This window comes from Nocardioides luteus, assembly GCF_015752315.1.
Classification (GTDB): Bacteria; Actinomycetota; Actinomycetes; order Propionibacteriales; family Nocardioidaceae; genus Nocardioides.
Genome location: NZ_JADOVJ010000001.1, coordinates 608,935 through 625,228, shown reverse-complemented (window position 1 = coordinate 625,228; position 16,294 = coordinate 608,935). Strand labels below are relative to the sequence as shown.

The 16,294-nt window shown below is 69.7% G+C and carries 16 protein-coding genes, 1 tRNA gene and 1 riboswitch; of the genes, 6 read left to right on the top strand and 11 right to left on the bottom strand.

Annotated features, from left to right (window positions below; genetic code table 11):
* Nucleotides 1-129 precede the first annotated feature (129 nt).
* The 6 genes from HD557_RS02985 to HD557_RS02960 form a co-directional block, all read right to left on the bottom strand.
* A complete protein-coding gene (locus HD557_RS02985; protein ID WP_050800892.1) occupies nucleotides 130-999 on the bottom strand; it encodes an SGNH/GDSL hydrolase family protein in 870 nt (289 codons plus the stop codon).
* Between the two features lie 83 nt (nucleotides 1,000-1,082).
* Nucleotides 1,083-2,354, bottom strand: coding sequence for a threonine synthase (thrC, locus tag HD557_RS02980; RefSeq protein WP_008360838.1), 1,272 nt, complete (start codon nucleotides 2,352-2,354; stop codon nucleotides 1,083-1,085).
* A gap of 11 nt (nucleotides 2,355-2,365) precedes the next feature.
* A riboswitch (SAM riboswitch) is annotated at nucleotides 2,366-2,504 on the bottom strand.
* Between the two features lie 163 nt (nucleotides 2,505-2,667).
* The gene (gene lon, locus HD557_RS02975; protein WP_196872768.1) at nucleotides 2,668-4,992 is read right to left on the bottom strand and encodes an endopeptidase La; all 2,325 of its coding nucleotides are present in this window, start codon (nucleotides 4,990-4,992) and stop codon (nucleotides 2,668-2,670) included.
* An 82-nt stretch (nucleotides 4,993-5,074) separates the two neighbouring features.
* Nucleotides 5,075-5,926, bottom strand: coding sequence for a trehalose-phosphatase (locus HD557_RS02970; RefSeq protein ID WP_008360836.1), 852 nt, complete (start codon nucleotides 5,924-5,926; stop codon nucleotides 5,075-5,077).
* Between the two features lie 92 nt (nucleotides 5,927-6,018).
* Entirely contained in the window at nucleotides 6,019-6,540 is a 522-nt protein-coding gene (locus HD557_RS02965) for a LytR C-terminal domain-containing protein (RefSeq protein WP_196872767.1), read from the bottom strand.
* Nucleotides 6,541-6,837: a DUF3263 domain-containing protein gene (locus HD557_RS02960; protein ID WP_008360832.1), complete on the bottom strand. Its 297-nt coding sequence runs from the start codon at nucleotides 6,835-6,837 to the stop codon at nucleotides 6,541-6,543.
* Between the two features lie 156 nt (nucleotides 6,838-6,993).
* Here HD557_RS02960 and HD557_RS02955 point away from each other — a divergent pair, with 156 nt between their 5' ends.
* Both HD557_RS02955 and HD557_RS02950 read left to right on the top strand, forming a co-directional pair.
* Complete coding sequence (locus tag HD557_RS02955) at nucleotides 6,994-8,436, top strand: alpha,alpha-trehalose-phosphate synthase (UDP-forming) (protein ID WP_307785733.1); 1,443 nt, start codon at nucleotides 6,994-6,996, stop codon at nucleotides 8,434-8,436.
* Between the two features lie 41 nt (nucleotides 8,437-8,477).
* Nucleotides 8,478-9,503, top strand: a complete 1,026-nt coding sequence (locus tag HD557_RS02950; RefSeq protein ID WP_196872765.1) for a Gfo/Idh/MocA family protein — start codon at nucleotides 8,478-8,480, stop codon at nucleotides 9,501-9,503.
* Nucleotides 9,504-9,506: 3 nt separating this feature from the next.
* Here HD557_RS02950 and HD557_RS02945 read toward each other — a convergent pair whose 3' ends face one another.
* Together HD557_RS02945 and HD557_RS02940 are read right to left on the bottom strand one after the other, a co-directional pair.
* Complete coding sequence (locus tag HD557_RS02945; RefSeq protein ID WP_196872764.1) at nucleotides 9,507-11,057, bottom strand: FMN-binding glutamate synthase family protein; 1,551 nt, start codon at nucleotides 11,055-11,057, stop codon at nucleotides 9,507-9,509.
* 64 nt (nucleotides 11,058-11,121) lie between these two features.
* Nucleotides 11,122-12,114, bottom strand: coding sequence for an LLM class F420-dependent oxidoreductase (locus tag HD557_RS02940; protein WP_196872763.1), 993 nt, complete (start codon nucleotides 12,112-12,114; stop codon nucleotides 11,122-11,124).
* A 52-nt stretch (nucleotides 12,115-12,166) separates the two neighbouring features.
* On the opposite strand from HD557_RS02940, the gene HD557_RS02935 reads away from it, so the two are divergent.
* The 4 genes from HD557_RS02935 to pdxY are packed head-to-tail and all read left to right on the top strand — an operon-like array spanning nucleotide 12,167 to nucleotide 14,984.
* Entirely contained in the window at nucleotides 12,167-12,856 is a 690-nt protein-coding gene (locus HD557_RS02935) for a uracil-DNA glycosylase (RefSeq protein WP_196872762.1), read from the top strand.
* 57 nt (nucleotides 12,857-12,913) lie between these two features.
* Nucleotides 12,914-13,480 (top strand): hypothetical protein, encoded by a 567-nt coding sequence (locus HD557_RS02930; RefSeq protein ID WP_196872761.1) that lies wholly within the window; start codon nucleotides 12,914-12,916, stop codon nucleotides 13,478-13,480.
* A 14-nt stretch (nucleotides 13,481-13,494) separates the two neighbouring features.
* Complete coding sequence (locus HD557_RS02925; RefSeq protein WP_196872760.1) at nucleotides 13,495-14,112, top strand: rhomboid family intramembrane serine protease; 618 nt, start codon at nucleotides 13,495-13,497, stop codon at nucleotides 14,110-14,112.
* A gap of 23 nt (nucleotides 14,113-14,135) precedes the next feature.
* The gene (pdxY, locus tag HD557_RS02920; RefSeq protein WP_196872759.1) at nucleotides 14,136-14,984 is read left to right on the top strand and encodes a pyridoxal kinase PdxY; all 849 of its coding nucleotides are present in this window, start codon (nucleotides 14,136-14,138) and stop codon (nucleotides 14,982-14,984) included.
* Here pdxY and HD557_RS02915 read toward each other — a convergent pair whose 3' ends face one another.
* The 3 genes from HD557_RS02915 to HD557_RS02905 form a co-directional block, all read right to left on the bottom strand.
* Nucleotides 14,985-15,389, bottom strand: coding sequence for an HNH endonuclease (locus tag HD557_RS02915; protein ID WP_231380155.1), 405 nt, complete (start codon nucleotides 15,387-15,389; stop codon nucleotides 14,985-14,987).
* A 37-nt stretch (nucleotides 15,390-15,426) separates the two neighbouring features.
* Nucleotides 15,427-15,499, bottom strand: a tRNA-Thr gene (locus tag HD557_RS02910).
* A 69-nt stretch (nucleotides 15,500-15,568) separates the two neighbouring features.
* Nucleotides 15,569-16,291: a GNAT family N-acetyltransferase gene (locus HD557_RS02905; protein ID WP_040755967.1), complete on the bottom strand. Its 723-nt coding sequence runs from the start codon at nucleotides 16,289-16,291 to the stop codon at nucleotides 15,569-15,571.
* Between the last annotated feature and the right edge of the window lie 3 nt (nucleotides 16,292-16,294).

Below are 16,294 nucleotides of genomic sequence, written 5' to 3'. Positions count from 1 at the left end.
ACTGTCCCGCCACCACACGCCGAGTCGGCGCAACTGTCCCGCCACCACACGCCGAGTCGGCGCAACTGTCCCAGCTGCTTGGGACAGTTGCGCCGACTCGGCGCGATTTTTCGGGACTGACGCGCCGGGTCAGGGCTGCCGGTCCGGGTCGTCCGGGGCAGGCGGCTCTTCCGCCTCGGGCGGGAGCTCGGGGAGGTGGTGGCCGAACGGGACCCGCTCGAGCTGGCCGAGGGCGGCCAGGACGGAGGGCAGCATCGCCTTGGCGGTGCGCTTGTAGCCCATCGCGCTGGGGTGGAAGTGGTCGATGGCGAACATCTCGTCGGGGTTCGTGATGAAGAACGGGCCGACGACGTCGGAGAGCGAGACGACGTGGGCACCCCGAGCCAGCGCGGTCTCACGCTGGCCGTCGGCCAGCTGCTTGGCGATCCTGCGGCCAAGCGAGCGCAGCGGCTGCGGCAGCGGCCGCACCGCACCGACGTCCGGGCAGGTTCCGACGACCACCTCGGCGCCGCGCTCGCGCAACGCGTCGATGACCTCACCGAGCACGCGGGTGGAGTCCTTCTGCGGCACCCGGTGCGTGACGTCGTTCCCGCCCACGATGACCACCGCGACGTCGGGCCGGTAGCGCTCCGGCAGCGACTCGAGCTGGGCCGGGACCATCGAGGTCTCGGCCCCGACCACCGCGGCCGTACGCAGCCGCACCGGCCGCTGCAGCGCCTTGGCCGTGCCCTTGGCCAGCCGGGCGCCGAGGGTGCCGCCCCTGGTCTCCGCGCCCAGCCCGGCGGCGATCGAGTCGCCGAGGATCAGGAGCTCGACCGGCGTACCTCCGTAGGTCTTCTTGTAGACCTTGTCGGCGTCGATCGCCTCCTCGCCGAGAGGCTTGCCGATCACGTCGCGCGCGTGCGCCGCCTGTCTCTTCAGCAACGTCACGAACCCGGCACCGGCCGCCGCCCCGACCACGCCGATCGCGCCGGCGACTCCGGCGGTGGCGGCGACCATACCGAGCCACCTGGCCTCTTCACTCGTCTTCGCGCTGCTCACATCCCTTATCTGTAGCGCACGAGTGTGAACGCGAAGCCAACCTACGCCTGGGAGAGCCCGGCTTCCTCGAAGGCGTCGTAGTTCGGGGCGATGGTGGCGCGGGGGCCGACGATGCCGCTGACCGCGTCGAGGGTCTTGAGGCCGTGGCCGGTGTTGATGATCACCGTCTCCAGGCTCGGGTCGAGCGCGCCGGTCTCGACGAGCTTCTTGGTGACCGCGAGTGTGGTGCCACCGGCGGTCTCGGTGAAGATGCCCTCGGTGCGGGCCAGGAGCACGATCGCCGCGCGGATCTCGTCGTCGGTGACCTCCTCGACCGCGCCGCCGGAGGAGCGGGTGGCGTCGAGGACGTAGATGCCGTCGGCCGGGTTGCCGATGGCCAGCGACTTGGCGATGGTGTCGGGCTTGACCGGGCGGATCGCGTCGACGCCGGCCTTGAAGGCGGTCGCGACCGGGTTGCAGCCGGTCGCCTGGGCACCGAAGATCCGGTAGGGCTTCTCCTCGACCAGACCGAGCTTGATCAGCTCCTTGAAGGCCTTGTCGACCTTGGTCAGCTGGGATCCGGAGGCCACCGGGATGACGATCTGGTCGGGCAGGCGCCAGCCGAGCTGCTCGGCGATCTCGAAGCCGAGGGTCTTGGAGCCCTCGGCGTAGAAGGGACGTACGTTGACGTTCACGAACGCCCAGCCGTCCTCCTCCGCGGCGATCTCCTGGGCGAGCTTGTTGACGTCGTCGTAGTTGCCGTCGACGGCGATCAGGTTGTCGGTGAAGACGGCCGAGTTGACCTGCTTGGGCTGCTCGAGGTTGCTGGGGATGAAGACCGCGGTCGGGATCCCGGCGCGGGCACCGGCAGCAGCAACGGCGTTGGCCAGGTTGCCGGTCGAGGGGCAGGCGAAGACCTTGGCGTCGAGCTCGCGGGCGGCGCTCAGCGCGCAGGCGACCACGCGGTCCTTGAACGAGTTGGTCGGGTTGGTCGAGTCGTCCTTCACCCAGATCTTCTCGACGCCGAGCTCACGCGCGAGGTTCTTCGCGTCCAGCAGCCGGGTGAAGCCGGGCTCGGTGTTGGGGCTCTGCTCGATGTCGTCGGGCACCGGCAGCAGCGCCTTGTAGCGCCAGATGTTGCGGGGTCCGGCCTCGATCTCCTCGCGGGTCACGGCCGGGAAGTCATAGGCCACCTCCAGTGGCCCGAAACACTCCGGACAGGCGTAGTGCGGACCGAGGTCGATCTGGTTGCCGCACTCCCGGCACGACAGCGCCGAGGCGTTGCCGAAAGCACCCTCGCGCAGGCCCTTCGTCTCCGTGGTCGCAGCGCTCATGAGAAACCTCCTCCTCATCTTCCCCGATCACGTCTCTCGCGCCGGGCCGGAATTAGCACCTGCTCCGCGCCCTGCCCGTGGTCGGGAGGAGGCTCGCGGTCGGTTGCCGGGACTTCACTGGGCCGTTCCCTCAGTCCCTCTCGATGAGCAGTAGCGATCGTACGGCAGGTATCCGGCGCCCCACACACTCGGGTTCCACTCCGCGGACCAACCGTCCGCTATCTGGACAAACCAGCTCAGCGGGCGCGGACTACATGCGAGCTGCCCGCTCGATGCACGAGGCATCGAGCGGGCAGCATCCGGAACGATCCGGTCAGGCAGCAGCCACCGTGCTCTGCGTGGTGGCGTCTCCCTCGGCGGGCGCCAGGGCGCCGCGTACGACGTCCCTGACATCGCTCACCAGGTTGATCTTCAGCGCCTGCTTCACGTCCTCCGGCACCTCATCGAGGTCGGGCTCGTTGCGCTGGGGCACGAAGACCTCGGTCAGACCGGCCCGCTGGGCGGCGAGCAGCTTCTGCTTGAGACCACCGATGGGCAGCACCCGGCCGGAGAGGGAGACCTCACCGGTCATGCCGACCTCGCTGCGCACCGGGCGACCGGTCGCCAGCGAGGTGAGCGCGGTGACCATCGTGATGCCGGCGCTCGGGCCGTCCTTCGGAACCGCACCCGCGGGAACGTGGACGTGCAGCGTACGGTCGAGCACGGCCGGGTCGACGCCCAGCTCCGCGGCGTGCGAGCGGACGAAGGAGAGCGCGATCTGCGCGGACTCCTTCATCACGTCGCCGAGCTGACCGGTGATGTTCAGCCCGGTCTGCCCGTCGGACGCCGACGCCTCGATGAAGAGCACATCCCCACCGAGCCCGGTGACGGCGAGTCCCGTGGCGACCCCCGGGACCGACGTACGCTCCGCCGACTCCGGCGTGAACCGGGGCCGTCCGACGAGGTCCTTGAGGTTGTCCAGGTCGACCTCGACGTGCTCCGTGCCGGTGGCCAGCTTCGTCGCCGCCTTGCGCAGCGCCTTGGCGATGAGCCGCTCGAGCTGGCGTACGCCCGCCTCGCGGGTGTAGTTCGCGGCCAGCTCACGCAGCGCCTCGTCGGCGACCGTGACCTCCTCGGCGGTCACCGCGGCACGCTCGAGCTGCCGGGGCAGCAGGAAGTCGCGGGCGATGGCAACCTTGTCGTCCTCGGTGTAGCCGTCGATCGTGACCAGCTCCATCCGGTCCAGCAGCGCGCTCGGGATCTGCTCCACGACGTTGGCCGTCGCGATGAAGAGCACGTCGGAGAGGTCCAGGTCGAGCTCGAGGTAGTGGTCGCGGAAGGTGTGGTTCTGCGCCGGGTCGAGCACCTCGAGCAGCGCGGCCGCGGGGTCACCCCGGTAGTCGGAGCCGACCTTGTCGACCTCGTCGAGGAGCACGACCGGGTTCATCGAGCCGGCCTCCTTGATGGCCCGCACGATCCGGCCGGGCAGCGCACCGACGTAGGTGCGCCGGTGACCGCGGATCTCGGCCTCGTCGCGGACACCACCCAGCGCGACCCGGACGAACTTCCGTCCGAGCGAGCGCGCCACCGACTCACCGAGCGAGGTCTTGCCGACTCCCGGAGGACCGGCCAGCAGCACCACGGCACCCGAGCCGCGTCCGCCGATGACCTGCAGGCCACGCTCGGCCCGCCGGGCCCTGACCGCCAGGTACTCGACGATCCGGTCCTTGACCTCCTCGAGGCCGTGGTGGTCGGCGTCGAGCACCTCGCGGGCGGCGGTCACGTCGGTGGAGTCCTCGGTGACCACGCCCCAGGGCAGCTCCAGCACGGTGTCGAGCCAGGTGCGGATCCACGCGGTCTCCGGGTTCTGCTCGGAGCCACGCTCGAGCTTGTCGACCTCGCGCAGCGCGGCCTCGCGTACGGCCTCGGGGAGGTCGGCGGCCTCGACGCGGGCCCGGTAGTCCTCGGAGCCCTCGGGCTCGCCCTCGCCGAGCTCCTTGCGGATCGCGGCGAGCTGCTGACGCAGCAGGAACTCCCGCTGCGTCTTCTCCATGCCCTCGCGGACGTCCTCGGCGATCTTGTCGCTGACCTCGGACTCGGCGATGTGGTCCTTGGCCCAGGCGATCACCTTCTCGAGCCGCTCCTCGACGTCCGGCGTCTCCAGCAGCTCGCGCTTGGCCTCGTCGTCGAGGTAGGGCGCGTAGCCGGCGGTGTCGGCGATCTCGGACGGCTCGGTGAGCCGGTTGACCTGGTCGATGACCGGCCAGGCCTCACGGCGCTGCAGCACCGCGACGACCAGCCGCTTGTACTCCTCGGCCAGCTCCTTCGCGTGCTCCGTGGTGGTCTCGGTGGCGGGCTCGACCTCGACCCACAGCGCGGCACCGGGTCCGGTCACGCCGGAGCCGATCTTCGCGCGGCCGACGGCCCTCAGCACCGCCGCGGGCTCACCGCCGCGGAAACGGCCGACGCGCTCGATCGTGGCGACAGCGCCGTACGTCGCGTACCGGTCCCCCAGCCGCGGCGCCACCAGCAGCCGGCTCTCCGAGCCGGCTCGGGCGGCATCGACGGCAGCCTGCGCGGCCTCGTCGAGCTCGATGGGCACGACCATCCCCGGCAGGACCACGGCATCCGAGACGAACAGCACAGGAAGCTTGTCCATGCGGACCCTCCTAGAAAGTTGAGTGATACTGGCTCAACTTCTGAGGGCAACCGGATGTTCCCTCCGGTTAGCGTGTTCGCTGTCAGCGGACGCTGTCGTCAGCCAACCGGCGCAGCAGCCCCAGCACACCCTCCGGCCCGGCGACCTCGAGGTCGGCCAGCCCGGCGAGCGGGCCACGGTCGGGCCCGGCGTGGGAGTAGACGAGCAGCGTCGGCGACCCGGTGGTCTTTCCCCAGGCCTTGACGGCCTCGAACGCCTCGATGTCACCCAGGTCGTCACCGCCGAACAGGATCGCGCCCGGCTCGACCACCGAGATCAGCGTCTCGATGGCGTGGCCCTTGTGCATGCCGGGGGCGCGCACCTCGATGACCTGCTTGCCGGGCTCGATCATCAGCCCGTGCTCGGCAGCCAGCTCGGTCAACGGCGGAAGCAGGCGCGCGGCGACACCGTCCGGGTCGGGGAACCGACGGGTGTGGACCCCGACGGCCAGGCCCTTCTCCTCGATGTAGGCGTCCTGCGCCCCGTGCGCGGCGAGCACCGCCGGCAGCGCCTCCTCGAAGGCACCCAGCCCCTCGGGCGGCGGCGGTCCGACGACGACCCGGTCCGAGCCGCTCCAGCGCTCGTTGCCGTACTGCCCGAAGACATAGAGCTCCTTGCCCAGCTCCGCGAGCCCGTCGGCGATCGCGGCCAGCCCGCCGAGCTCGACGACCTGTCCGGCCGGGCGGCCGGTGACGATGGCGATCGCCTTCACCCGGGACGCGAGCGCGATCAGGGCCGAGGCCGCGTCCGGATGGATCCGGGCCGAGGCGGGATCCTCGACGATCGGCGAGAGCGTGCCGTCGAAGTCGAGACCGATGAGGGTCTCGGCGGCGGCAGCCGCCACCGCGGCGTACTTCTGCTCTCCTGAAGTGGCATCAGGCTGGAGTTCGGCCATGCCTCAACTGTGACACGGCAACGACCTTCGGGCCGACCGGGAATGCGGGGCCGTGCGGCAGATCACACACCGTCGAGAACGGCCGGGAACCGTCAGAGGGGACCGGTCAGGACGACCGTCAGCCGGTCGCCCTTCATCGAGCCCTCCACCGACAGATGGGTGCGTTTGATGCCGAGGTCGTCGGCGAGCTGCTCACCCTCGCGCTTCATCTTCTGCGGGAAGTAGACGGTGTTCTCCGGGACGGAGCCCACCCAGTTGTCCTCACCGACGACGTTCCAGCCGACCGTGGTCGCCTTCGCCGCGACGTCACTGGCCAGGCCGCCGATGTTGGACTGGTTGTAGACCTCGACGCTGACCTTGGCACGGTCGACGGGCGAAGGCTCGGCCTTCGCCGGCTTCTTCGCCTCGGTCTTGGCCGGCTTCGGCGATGCGGATGCCGAGGCCGTAGGGCTGCCACCCGCCTGGGCGATCTTCTCGTCCCGGTCGTACCCGTCGCCGCCGGTGACCCAGAAGATGATCACCGCGACGACGACGGCCACCACGCTCAGCGCGATGACGGGTGTCGGGAGCGCGACGCCACGCTCCCCCTTCGAAGGACGTACGCTGCCGGTCATTCAGACCTCGAAGCCCAGCCGTCTCGCCGAGCGCTGGCGCTGCCGGGCCGCGCGGAGCCGCCGCAGCCGGCGTACCAGCAGCGGGTCGGCCTCGAGGGCCTCCGGCTTGTCGATCAGGGCGTTGAGCACCTGGTAGTAGCGGGTGGCGGACATGTTGAACGCCTCGCGCACGGCAGCTTCCTTGGCGCCGGCGTACTTCCACCACTGACGCTCGAAGTCAAGGATCTGCTTGTCGCGCTCGCTGAGGCTCGAGGGGTCCTCGCCTGGGCCTGTGACCTGCACGTTTACAGCGCTCATTCCTCGTCCCCCGGTGTCGTCTGCATCTGACCACAGACTAACGCGCCGAACTACACCGCTGTGGTTCACCCTCCGGCGTGTTACTCGACAGGTATTCCTGTGAGGGGCCGCAGAGTACCCAGTGGAACGGCACCGCACCGAACCTGGCCCCGGTCCATTACAGTCGGAGATGTGCAGGCTGACCTGGTAATCGTGGCCAATCGGCTCCCCGTCGATCGAGTGGAGATGCCGGACGGCACGAAGGCGTGGCGCCGCTCGCCAGGAGGTCTGGTCAGCGCTCTCGAGCCGGTCCTCCGGGCCAACGACGGCGTCTGGATCGGCTGGCCCGGCGGCACCGACGAGGACCTCGAGCCGTTCGAGGACGACGGGCTCCACCTGCTGCCGATGACGATGAGTGCGCAGGACATCGAGGAGCACTACGAGGGCTTCTCCAACGGCACCCTGTGGCCGCTCTACCACGACGTCGTGGCCAAGCCGGAGTTCCACAGGGAGTGGTGGGACGGCTACCAGCGCGTCAACAAGCGCTTCGCCGAGAAGTGCGCCGAGGTGGCCGCCAAGGGCGCCACCGTCTGGGTCCAGGACTACCAGCTCCAGCTGGTCCCGCAGATGCTCCGCGAGCTCCGCCCCGACCTGCGCATCGGCTTCTACCTGCACATCCCGTTCCCGCCGGCCGAGCTCTTCCAGCAGGTCCCCTGGCGAAGACAGCTGCTCGAGGGCCTGCTCGGTGCCGACCTGGTCGGCTTCCAGCTTCCGCAGGCGGCCCAGAACTTCGTCCGCCTGGTGCGCCAGCGCGTCGGCCACAAGACCCACCGTGACCTGGTCTACCTCCCCGACGGGCGCACCGTGCACGCCGCCGCCTTCCCGATCTCGATCGACTTCATCGGCTTCGACGAGATGGCCCACGACGAGGGCGTCAACCAGCGCGCCAAGGAGATCCGCCAGCAGCTGGGCGACCCGAAGAAGATCATGCTCGGCGTCGACCGGCTCGACTACACCAAGGGCATCTACGCCAGGCTGCGCGCCTTCGGCGAGCTGCTGCGCGACACCAAGCTCGACGTCGAGGACGTCATCTTCGTCCAGGTCGCGGTGCCCTCCCGCGAGCGCGTCGAGCAGTACCGCAAGCTCCGCGACGACATCGACCGCCTCGTCGGCCGCCTCAACGGCGACCTGGGGCGCATCGGCCGCCCGGCCATCTCCTACCTCCACACGAGCCTCCCCCGTGCCGAGATGGCCGCCCTCTACCGCGCCGCCGACATCATGGTCGTCACCCCTTACCGCGACGGCATGAACTTGGTCGCGAAGGAGTACGTCGCCTGCCGCTACGAGGACGACGGCGCCCTCGTGCTCTCCGAGTTCGCCGGTGCGGCCGAGGAGCTGCGCCAGGCCTGGCTGGTGAACCCCTACGACATCAACGGGATGAAGGCCGCCCTGCTCGAGGCCTACGAGGCCGAGCCGAAGGAGCTCACCCGCCGGATGAGGGCGATGCGCAAGCAGGTCGCCGCCCGGGACGTACGCCACTGGGCCGACACCTTCCTCGAGGAGCTCGCCGCGGTGCCGGGCAACCACAACAAGAGCGTCCTTCCGCCCAGCAGCCACTGACCGCGACGCACTGACCCCGCTCAGGTGGCTAGAGTCGACGCGTGACCACCAACTCTGACCCGATCAGGTGGGGAATTCTCGGCACCGGCCGGATCGCCCACTCCCTCGCCACCGACCTGATGCTCGTCCCCGACGGCCGACTCGTCGCCGTGGGCTCACGGAGCAAGGAGTCCGCGGAGACGTTCGCGAAGGAGTACGCCGCCGCCGACGGCCCGGTCCGCGCGCACGGCTCCTACGAGGAGCTGGCCGCCGACGAGGACGTCGATGTCGTCTACGTCGCCTCCCCCCACTCCCACCACCTCGAGCACGCCAGCCTCGTGCTCAACGCGGGCAAGCACGTGCTGTGCGAGAAGGCGCTGACGCTCAACGCCGCCGACTCGCAGACGATGGTCGACCTGGCCACCTCCAAGAAGCTGTTCCTCATGGAAGCCATGTGGATGGCGACCAACCCGATCATCCGGCGCCTCGTGGCCGACGTGAAGTCGGGCCGCTTCGGGGTCCCTCGTCACGTGCACGCCGAGCTCGGCTTCGTCGCCGACCCCGAGCGGCACCAGCGCCTCCTCGACCCGGCCCTCGGCGCCAGCGCGCTGCTCGACATGGGCATCTACCCGCTCACCTTCGCCCACCTGCTCTTCGGCGAGGCCCGCTCGCTGACCGCCCAGGCCAACCTCGGCAAGGGCGCCGACGGCGGCACCTTCGACCTCGACCTGGTGATGACCGGGAAGTACGCCGGCAACGAGCTCTCCACCATGGTCTCCTCGGTCACCTCCTACTCGTCCCGGGCGGCCGCCATCGCCACCGACCAGGGCCGGATCGAGCTGACCGACTTCCACCACCCGTCCTCGGCGGTCTTCAAGCCCGCCAACGGTGACGAGCCCGTCGAGATCGTCGGTGACGAGCCCGTGATCGGCGCTGCGTACGGCAACGAGATCGTCGAGGTGCAGCGCTGCCTGCGCGAGGGTCTGCTGGAGTCCCCGCTGGTGCCGCACAGCCAGACGCTCAGCCTGATGCGCCAGATGGACATGATCCGCGAGTCCATCGGCGCCCGCTTCGCCGACGAGTCCTGAGGCTCAGGCGGTCGTCGGCTTCTCGTTGAAGGTGCGGTGCGGGTGCACGATGTCGAGCAGCTCGCCGACCAGCTCGGGGCCGAGGGCACCCCAGGGGTCCTTGTAGCCGTAGACGCCGGCGAGGGTGCGTGACTCGTAGTCGCCGTTCATGACCTCGATGTCGTGGGGCGTGATCAGGCCGGGGTGGGCGACACCGACGGCGGCGGAGACCTTCGTCAGCTCCCTGCGCAGGGTACGCAGGTAGCTGGCGCAGCGCTCCCCCTTGTCATACGGGTCCAGTCCGCCGGAGAGCCATTTGCTCTGGGTCGCGACGCCGGTCGGGCAGGTGTCCTCGTGGCACTTCTGGGCCTGGATGCAGCCGATCGACATCATCGCCTCGCGGCCGACGTTGATCATGTCGGCGCCGAGCGCGAAGGCGACGGCGGCGTTCTCCGGCAGGCCGAGCTTGGCCGACCCGATGAAGGTGACCGAGTCGGTCAGGCCGAGCTCGGCGAAGGTGCCGTAGACCCGGGAGAAGCCGATCCGGTAGGGCATCGCGACCGCGTCGGAGAAGATCAGCGGCGCGGCGCCGGTGCCGCCCTCACCGCCGTCGACGGTGACGAAGTCGACGCCCCGCTCCCCCGTCCGCATCCTGGCGGCGAGCTCCCGCCAGAAGTCCATCTCGCCGACCGCGGACTTGATGCCGACCGGCAGCCCGGTCTCGGCAGCGAGCATCTCGACGAAGTCGAGCATCGAGTCGACGTCGTGGAAGGCCGAGTGCCGAGACGGCGAGGCGCAGTCCTTGCCGGCCTCGATGCCGCGGATCGCGGCGATCTCCGGGGTCACCTTGGCCGCGGGCAGCAGCCCGCCGAGCCCCGGCTTCGCGCCCTGGGAGAGCTTGATCTCGATGGCCTTGACCGGCGCCGTGGCGACCCGCTCCTTGAGCCGGTCGATCGAGAAGCTGCCGTCGGCGTCGCGGCACCCGAAGTAGGCCGTGCCGATCTGCATCACCAGGTCGGCGCCACCCGCGAGGTGGTAGGGCGAGATGCCGCCCTCGCCGGTGTTGTGCATCGCGCCGGCCTTGAACGCACCCTGGTTGAGCGCCGTGATCGCCGGCCCGGACAACGACCCGAACGACATCGCCGAGATGTTGACCACCGACTCCGGTCGGAACGCCTTCGCGCGCCCGCGCGGGCCTCCGAGCACCTTCGCGGACGGGAGCCTGGCGGCCCGGTCGTGGTCGTCGGGAAGGCTGTCGGCGAACGTACGGTGCTTGATGTGGATGTGGCCCTGCGTGTGCTCGATGTCGTTGTCGGTGCCGAAGCCGAAGTAGTTGTTCTGCTCCTTGGACGAGGCGTACACCCAGCGGCGCTGGTCGCGGCTGAAGGGTCGCTCCTCGTCGTTGTCGGCGACGATGTACTGCCGCAGCTCCGGCCCGATCTTCTCCATCAGGTAGCGCGCGTGCCCGATCACCGGGAAGTTCCGCAGGATCGCGTGCTTGCGCTGGGTCAGGTCGCGCGCGGCGACCACGGCCGCGGCGACCGCCGCGCCCCCGAGGAGGGTCGACATCTTCATGTACGTCTTCCTACCGGCCCGCCACGGCGTTGTAAACGTCCGTGGCGGTGTCGGCAGGCGTCGCTCAGGCGAACTCGGGAAGGACCTGGGACTCGAAGAGCTCGATCGAGGAGCGGTCGTAGGCGGCGTCGCCGAAGTAGGTGATGGCGTACGTCATCCCCAGCTCCTCCATCGACTTCAGCTTCTCCACGATCTGCTCGGGCGTGCCGACGAGCCCCTGGCTGCCGCTGCGGCGGGCGTGCTCCGCGCCGGCGGCCTCCCCGAGCGACGTGGTGAGGTGGTCGGCGTACCAGTCGATCTTGTCCTGGGCGTCCTTCTCGGTCTCACCGATGAAGACGTTGTAGTTGGCGGAGCGGGTGATCTCGGAGAAGTCGCGGCCGAGCTTCTCGCAGTGCGCCGCGAGGATGTCCGACTTGGCCTTGAAGGTCTCCGGGTCGCCGGCGAAGTTGGTGTAGTCGGCGTACTGAGCGGCGATCTTCAAGGTCACCTTCTCGCCACCGCCGGCGATCCACAGCGGGATCCCGGAACGGCCCTTCTGGATCGGCAGCGGCTGACAGATGGCGCCGTCGACCTGGTAGTACTTCCCGTCGAGGGACGAGACGCCCTTGGTCCAGGCCTGCTGGAAGATCTGGACGCCCTCGCGGAGCATCCCGAGCCGGTCGCGCGCCTCCGGGAAGCCGTAGCCGTAGGCCCGCCACTCGTGCTCGTACCAGCCCGCGCCGATGCCCATCTCGATCCGGCCGCCGCTGACGTGGTCGGCGGTCGCGGCGACCTTCGCCAGGTAGGCGGGGTTGCGGTAGGACATGCAGGAGCACATCTGGCCGAGCCGCACCCGTGAGGTGACCGCGCCGAGGCCGGCCATCAGGGTCCAGGCCTCGTGCGTCGCCTGGTCCGAGGGCTCCGGGGTGGTGTGGAAGTGGTCGTAGACCCAGATCGACTCCCAGCTCCCGCCATCGGCGTGGAGTGCCAGGTCCTTCATCGTGGTCCACTGGTCTGCCGGGTCGATACCGACGAGGTCAAAGCGCCATCCCTGCGGGATGAAGAGTCCGAACTTCATACACCACAACCTATCCAGGGTCCCTGGGCGTGGCGAACGATATGTTGAGGGAATGAGCGCACTCGCCGGACTCGTGGACAAGGGCCTGATGGCTGCCGACTGGGCCGAGGCGCTGGCGCCGGCCGAGCCGCAGATCGAGCAGATGGGCCGTTTCCTGCGCGAGGAGCTGGCGGCCAGGCGTCCCTACCTTCCCGACGGCGACCGCATCTTCAACGCCTTCCGGCGCCCGCTGCGGGACGTACGCGTCCTGATCGTCGGCCAGGACCCCTACCCGACCATCGGGCACCCGATCGGGCTCAGCTTCGCCGTCGAGAAGGACGTACGTCCCCTGCCGGCGTCGCTGCGGAACATCTACGCCGAGCTCGCCACCGACCTCGACCTGAAGATGCCCGAGCACGGCGACCTCTCGACCTGGGCCGACCGCGGGGTGATGCTGCTCAACACCTCGCTGACGGTGCGGCCCGGCGCGCCCGCCTCCCACTCGAAGAAGGGCTGGGAGGAGGTCACCGGGCGGGCGATCGACGTCCTGGGCCGCCGCGGCGGACCGCTGGTCGCCATCCTGTGGGGCCGGCACGCGCAGAACCTCGAGCCGCGGCTCAACGGGGTGCCCGCGATCAAGTCCGTCCACCCCTCGCCGCTCTCCGCCCGTCGCGGGTTCTTCGGCTCCCGGCCGTTCTCCCGCGCCAACGCCCTCCTGGTCGAACAGGGCGGATCCCCGGTCGACTGGTCCCTTCCGGACTAGGCTCTGTCGGATCAGGGTCAGGCGCATCGACCCATCGGCGCGGTGAACGGGGGTCACGTGGGCGAGAACACGAACGAGCCGACGCTGTCGGTGCCACGCCGGCTCAAGATCGCCGGCACCATCGTCGTCGTCCTGTCGGCGGCCTGGGCCGCCGTGCTGGGCGTCCGGGCGGTGCTCGACGGAGAAGGTCCCCCGGAGTACCCCGCCACCGAGGTGCGCGACTGGGCGACCTTCGCCGACCACCTCGTCCTGGGCACCGCCGACCCTGACGACGCAGGGCGGCTCGACGTGACGACCGTCCTGTGGAGCCGGCAGGGAGCCCACCCGATCGGTCGCCGGATCACCGTCGAGGCCGAGATGACCGAGGGCGAGGCGTACGCCGTGCCGGTGGCCTGGCTCGACGACGGCGGCAGCGACGGGCGCTGGGTCGCGCTGGCGCCCGATGCGGTCCTGCCCCTCGACGGCGGCCGGATCACCGACGGCGGTGAGACCTGGGCCGACGAGCACACCGGGGAGTCGCCCCGCCGGCTGGCCACCGAGCTCTACGAGACCGGGCCCTACCCGGCCGCGGTCCCCCACCTCTACGAGAGCCTCGAGCAGAGACTCGCCGCTGTTGACCGGTAGGTAAGATTTCAGGCGTGAGCCAGGATTCCCCCACGCGGCCCCAACGCGCCAACTGGCTTCGGGCCGGCATTTGGTCGCTCGGATTCGTCGCTCTGCTGTGGGTGCTCGAAGCCACCGACTACGTCAGCGGCCACCAGCTCGACACCCTCGGCATCCAGCCGCGCACCGACGCCGGCCTGCTCGGCATCGTGTTCGCCCCGGTGCTCCACTTCGGCTGGGCCCACCTCTACGGCAACACCCTGCCCGCGCTCATCCTCGGGTTCCTGGTGCTCGCCTCGGGCGTCGGTCGCGGGATCGTGGCGACGCTCATCATCTGGGTGGTCGGCGGTGTCGGCGTCTGGCTGATGTCGCCCCCGGGCAGCATCACCGCCGGCACCTCGATGCTGATCTTCGGCTGGCTGGTCTACCTGATCATGCGAGGCCTGTTCAGCCACCGCATCGGCCAGATCATCATCGGCGTACTCATCTTCCTGGCCTACGGCAGCCTGCTCCTCGGTGTGCTCCCCGGACAGACCGGCGTCTCCTGGCAGGGTCACCTCTTCGGCGCGATCGGCGGCGCGCTGGCGGCCTGGCTGCTCAACGACCCGCCCAAGAAGCAGGCGCAGAGCAAGGCCCAGAAGAAGGTCGCCTGAGCCGACTGGTGGAGACTGGGCCCATGCAGATCCTCTCCATCCAGTCGCACGTGGCCTTCGGCTACGTCGGCAACTCGGCGGCCGTCTTCCCGATCCAGCGCCTCGGTCACGAGGTCTGGCCGGTGCTCACGGTCAACTTCTCCAACCACACCGGCTACGGCGAGTGGCGCGGGCCGGTCGTCGCCGCCGACCAGGTGGCCGAGGTCATCGAGGGGATCTCCGAGCGCGACGGTCTCTCCACCGTCTCCGCCGTGCTGTCCGGCTACCAGGGCGACCCGGCCGTCGGCGCGATCGTCCTGGACTCCGTACGCCGGGTGAAGGCGCTCAACCCGCGGGCCCTCTACTGCTGCGACCCGGTGATGGGCGACGTCGGGCGCGGGATGTTCGTCCGTGAGGGCATCCCGGAGTTCATGCGCGACGAGGTCGTGCCCGCCGCCGACGTCATCACACCCAACCACTTCGAGCTGAACTTCCTGGCCGGCCTGGAGACGACCGACACGCTCCAGGAGGTGCTCGCCGCCGTCGACATCGTCCGCGAGTCCGGCCCGTCGAACGTGCTGGTGACCTCGGTGATCACCAAGGACCCGACCCACCTCGACCTGGTCGCGGTCTCCGACGAGGGCGCCTGGTCGGTCACCACTCCCCTGCTCCCGATCTCCCCCAACGGTGGTGGCGACGTCACCGCGGCGGTCTACCTCTCCCACCTGCTCTCGACCGGCTCCACCCCGGCCGCCCTCGGCCGCACCGCGAACACCCTCTTCGCCATCCTCGACCGGACGCTGAAGTCGGGCCGCCGCGAGCTCGAGCTCGTCGCCTCCCAGGACGACATCGCCAACCCGCCGACGACGTACGAGGTCACTCAGCTCCGCTGATCAGTAGGACTTGCCGTCGGCATATCGCTGCCGACGCCAGGCTCTACCGCTGCCGCGGTTCTTGGCCTTGTACGTCGGGAGCTGGCTGTCGCAGTTCGGGCAGAGGAGCCGGAGGTTCTCCCGCCGGTTGTTCGACGCATCGCCGTCGATGTGGTCGAGCACGAAGGCGAGCTCCAGACCGTTCCACTCGGCGGGGATGGCGCAGATCGCGCAAAGGCCTTCCTGCTGCTGGAGCACATAGTCGCGAATGTAGTGACGACGCTTGCTCTGGGCCTTGCCGATACCTGTCGCCAGCCACTCCTCGACCATGCGCTTCTGCTTGACCTGCATCTGGCAGGCATTGCTGCAGTAGATCTTCTGGTGGCGCTGGGTCAGCTCCCGACCGCACCCCAAGCATCGGCTCATGGCAATGACTGTATGGCCGACCACCGACATTTCTGGGAGCCGGTGACAGGAGTCGAACCCGCGACATTTCGCTTACAAGGCGAACGCTCTACCAACTGAGCTACACCGGCATGCCGTACGTCTCCGCGACGGCGGGACAATCGTAGCCAGTCACCTCCCGTTGTGCGCATCCGACGCCCCTACCCCGGCGCACGAAGGTGGGCGAAGTTGGTGGTGCGCCGGAGGGCGAAGCCGAGGGAGCGGTAGAGCCGGATGGCGTTCTCGTTGGTGCCGCTGGCGTGCAGGAGGGCGCGCTCGCCGCGCTGGTCGATGCCGTACGTCACCGCCCGCACGAGCCTTCCGGCGAGCCCCTGCCCACGGAAGTCGGCGTCGGTGCAGACCGCGCTGATCTCGGTCCAGCCGAGGGGGTGGTTGCGCTCTCCGGCCATCGCGACGAGGCGATCACCGGCGCGGATGCCGAGATAGGTGCCCATCTCGATCGTGCGCGGCTCGAACGGACCGGGCTGGGTGCGCGCGATCAGGTCGAGGATCTCCGGGATGTCGTCGGGGCCCAGGACGGCGACGTCGGCATCGGGCACGGCGACGACTCCGGCATCGACCATCTGCACACCTTCGCCACCGCCGAGGATCTCCCACCCGACGGGCGGGCGCACCGGCCGCGGCGAGGTGAAGAAGCAGGTCCCGGCCGGCCCGAGGAGCCCGGCGAGGTCGGCCCAGGCCTGCGGCGAGTCCTCGGCGATGCCGGCGAACGCGGCGACCTGCGGGTCGTAGCGCGCCGCCAGTCCGGAGACCTCCCCGAGATGCCGGTTGGGCCCGACGAGGGACTCCCAGACGATGTTGTCCAGCACATGGCCGGAGCCTGTCTCAGCAATCGGTCGCGCGTCAGTGGTCACGCGCGGCATCCT

Coding starts and splice junctions, on each gene's coding strand:
- HD557_RS02985 (WP_050800892.1), bottom strand. CDS start 999: ATGGTCGCCGCCACCGCCGGAGTCGCCGGCGCGATCGGCGTGGTCGGG.
- thrC (WP_008360838.1), bottom strand. CDS start 2,354: ATGAGCGCTGCGACCACGGAGACGAAGGGCCTGCGCGAGGGTGCTTTC.
- lon (WP_196872768.1), bottom strand. CDS start 4,992: ATGGACAAGCTTCCTGTGCTGTTCGTCTCGGATGCCGTGGTCCTGCCG.
- HD557_RS02970 (WP_008360836.1), bottom strand. CDS start 5,926: ATGGCCGAACTCCAGCCTGATGCCACTTCAGGAGAGCAGAAGTACGCC.
- HD557_RS02965 (WP_196872767.1), bottom strand. CDS start 6,540: ATGACCGGCAGCGTACGTCCTTCGAAGGGGGAGCGTGGCGTCGCGCTC.
- HD557_RS02960 (WP_008360832.1), bottom strand. CDS start 6,837: ATGAGCGCTGTAAACGTGCAGGTCACAGGCCCAGGCGAGGACCCCTCG.
- HD557_RS02945 (WP_196872764.1), bottom strand. CDS start 11,057: ATGAAGATGTCGACCCTCCTCGGGGGCGCGGCGGTCGCCGCGGCCGTG.
- HD557_RS02940 (WP_196872763.1), bottom strand. CDS start 12,114: ATGAAGTTCGGACTCTTCATCCCGCAGGGATGGCGCTTTGACCTCGTC.
- HD557_RS02935 (WP_196872762.1), top strand. CDS start 12,167: ATGAGCGCACTCGCCGGACTCGTGGACAAGGGCCTGATGGCTGCCGAC.
- pdxY (WP_196872759.1), top strand. CDS start 14,136: ATGCAGATCCTCTCCATCCAGTCGCACGTGGCCTTCGGCTACGTCGGC.
- HD557_RS02915 (WP_231380155.1), bottom strand. CDS start 15,389: ATGAGCCGATGCTTGGGGTGCGGTCGGGAGCTGACCCAGCGCCACCAG.
- HD557_RS02905 (WP_040755967.1), bottom strand. CDS start 16,291: ATGCCGCGCGTGACCACTGACGCGCGACCGATTGCTGAGACAGGCTCC.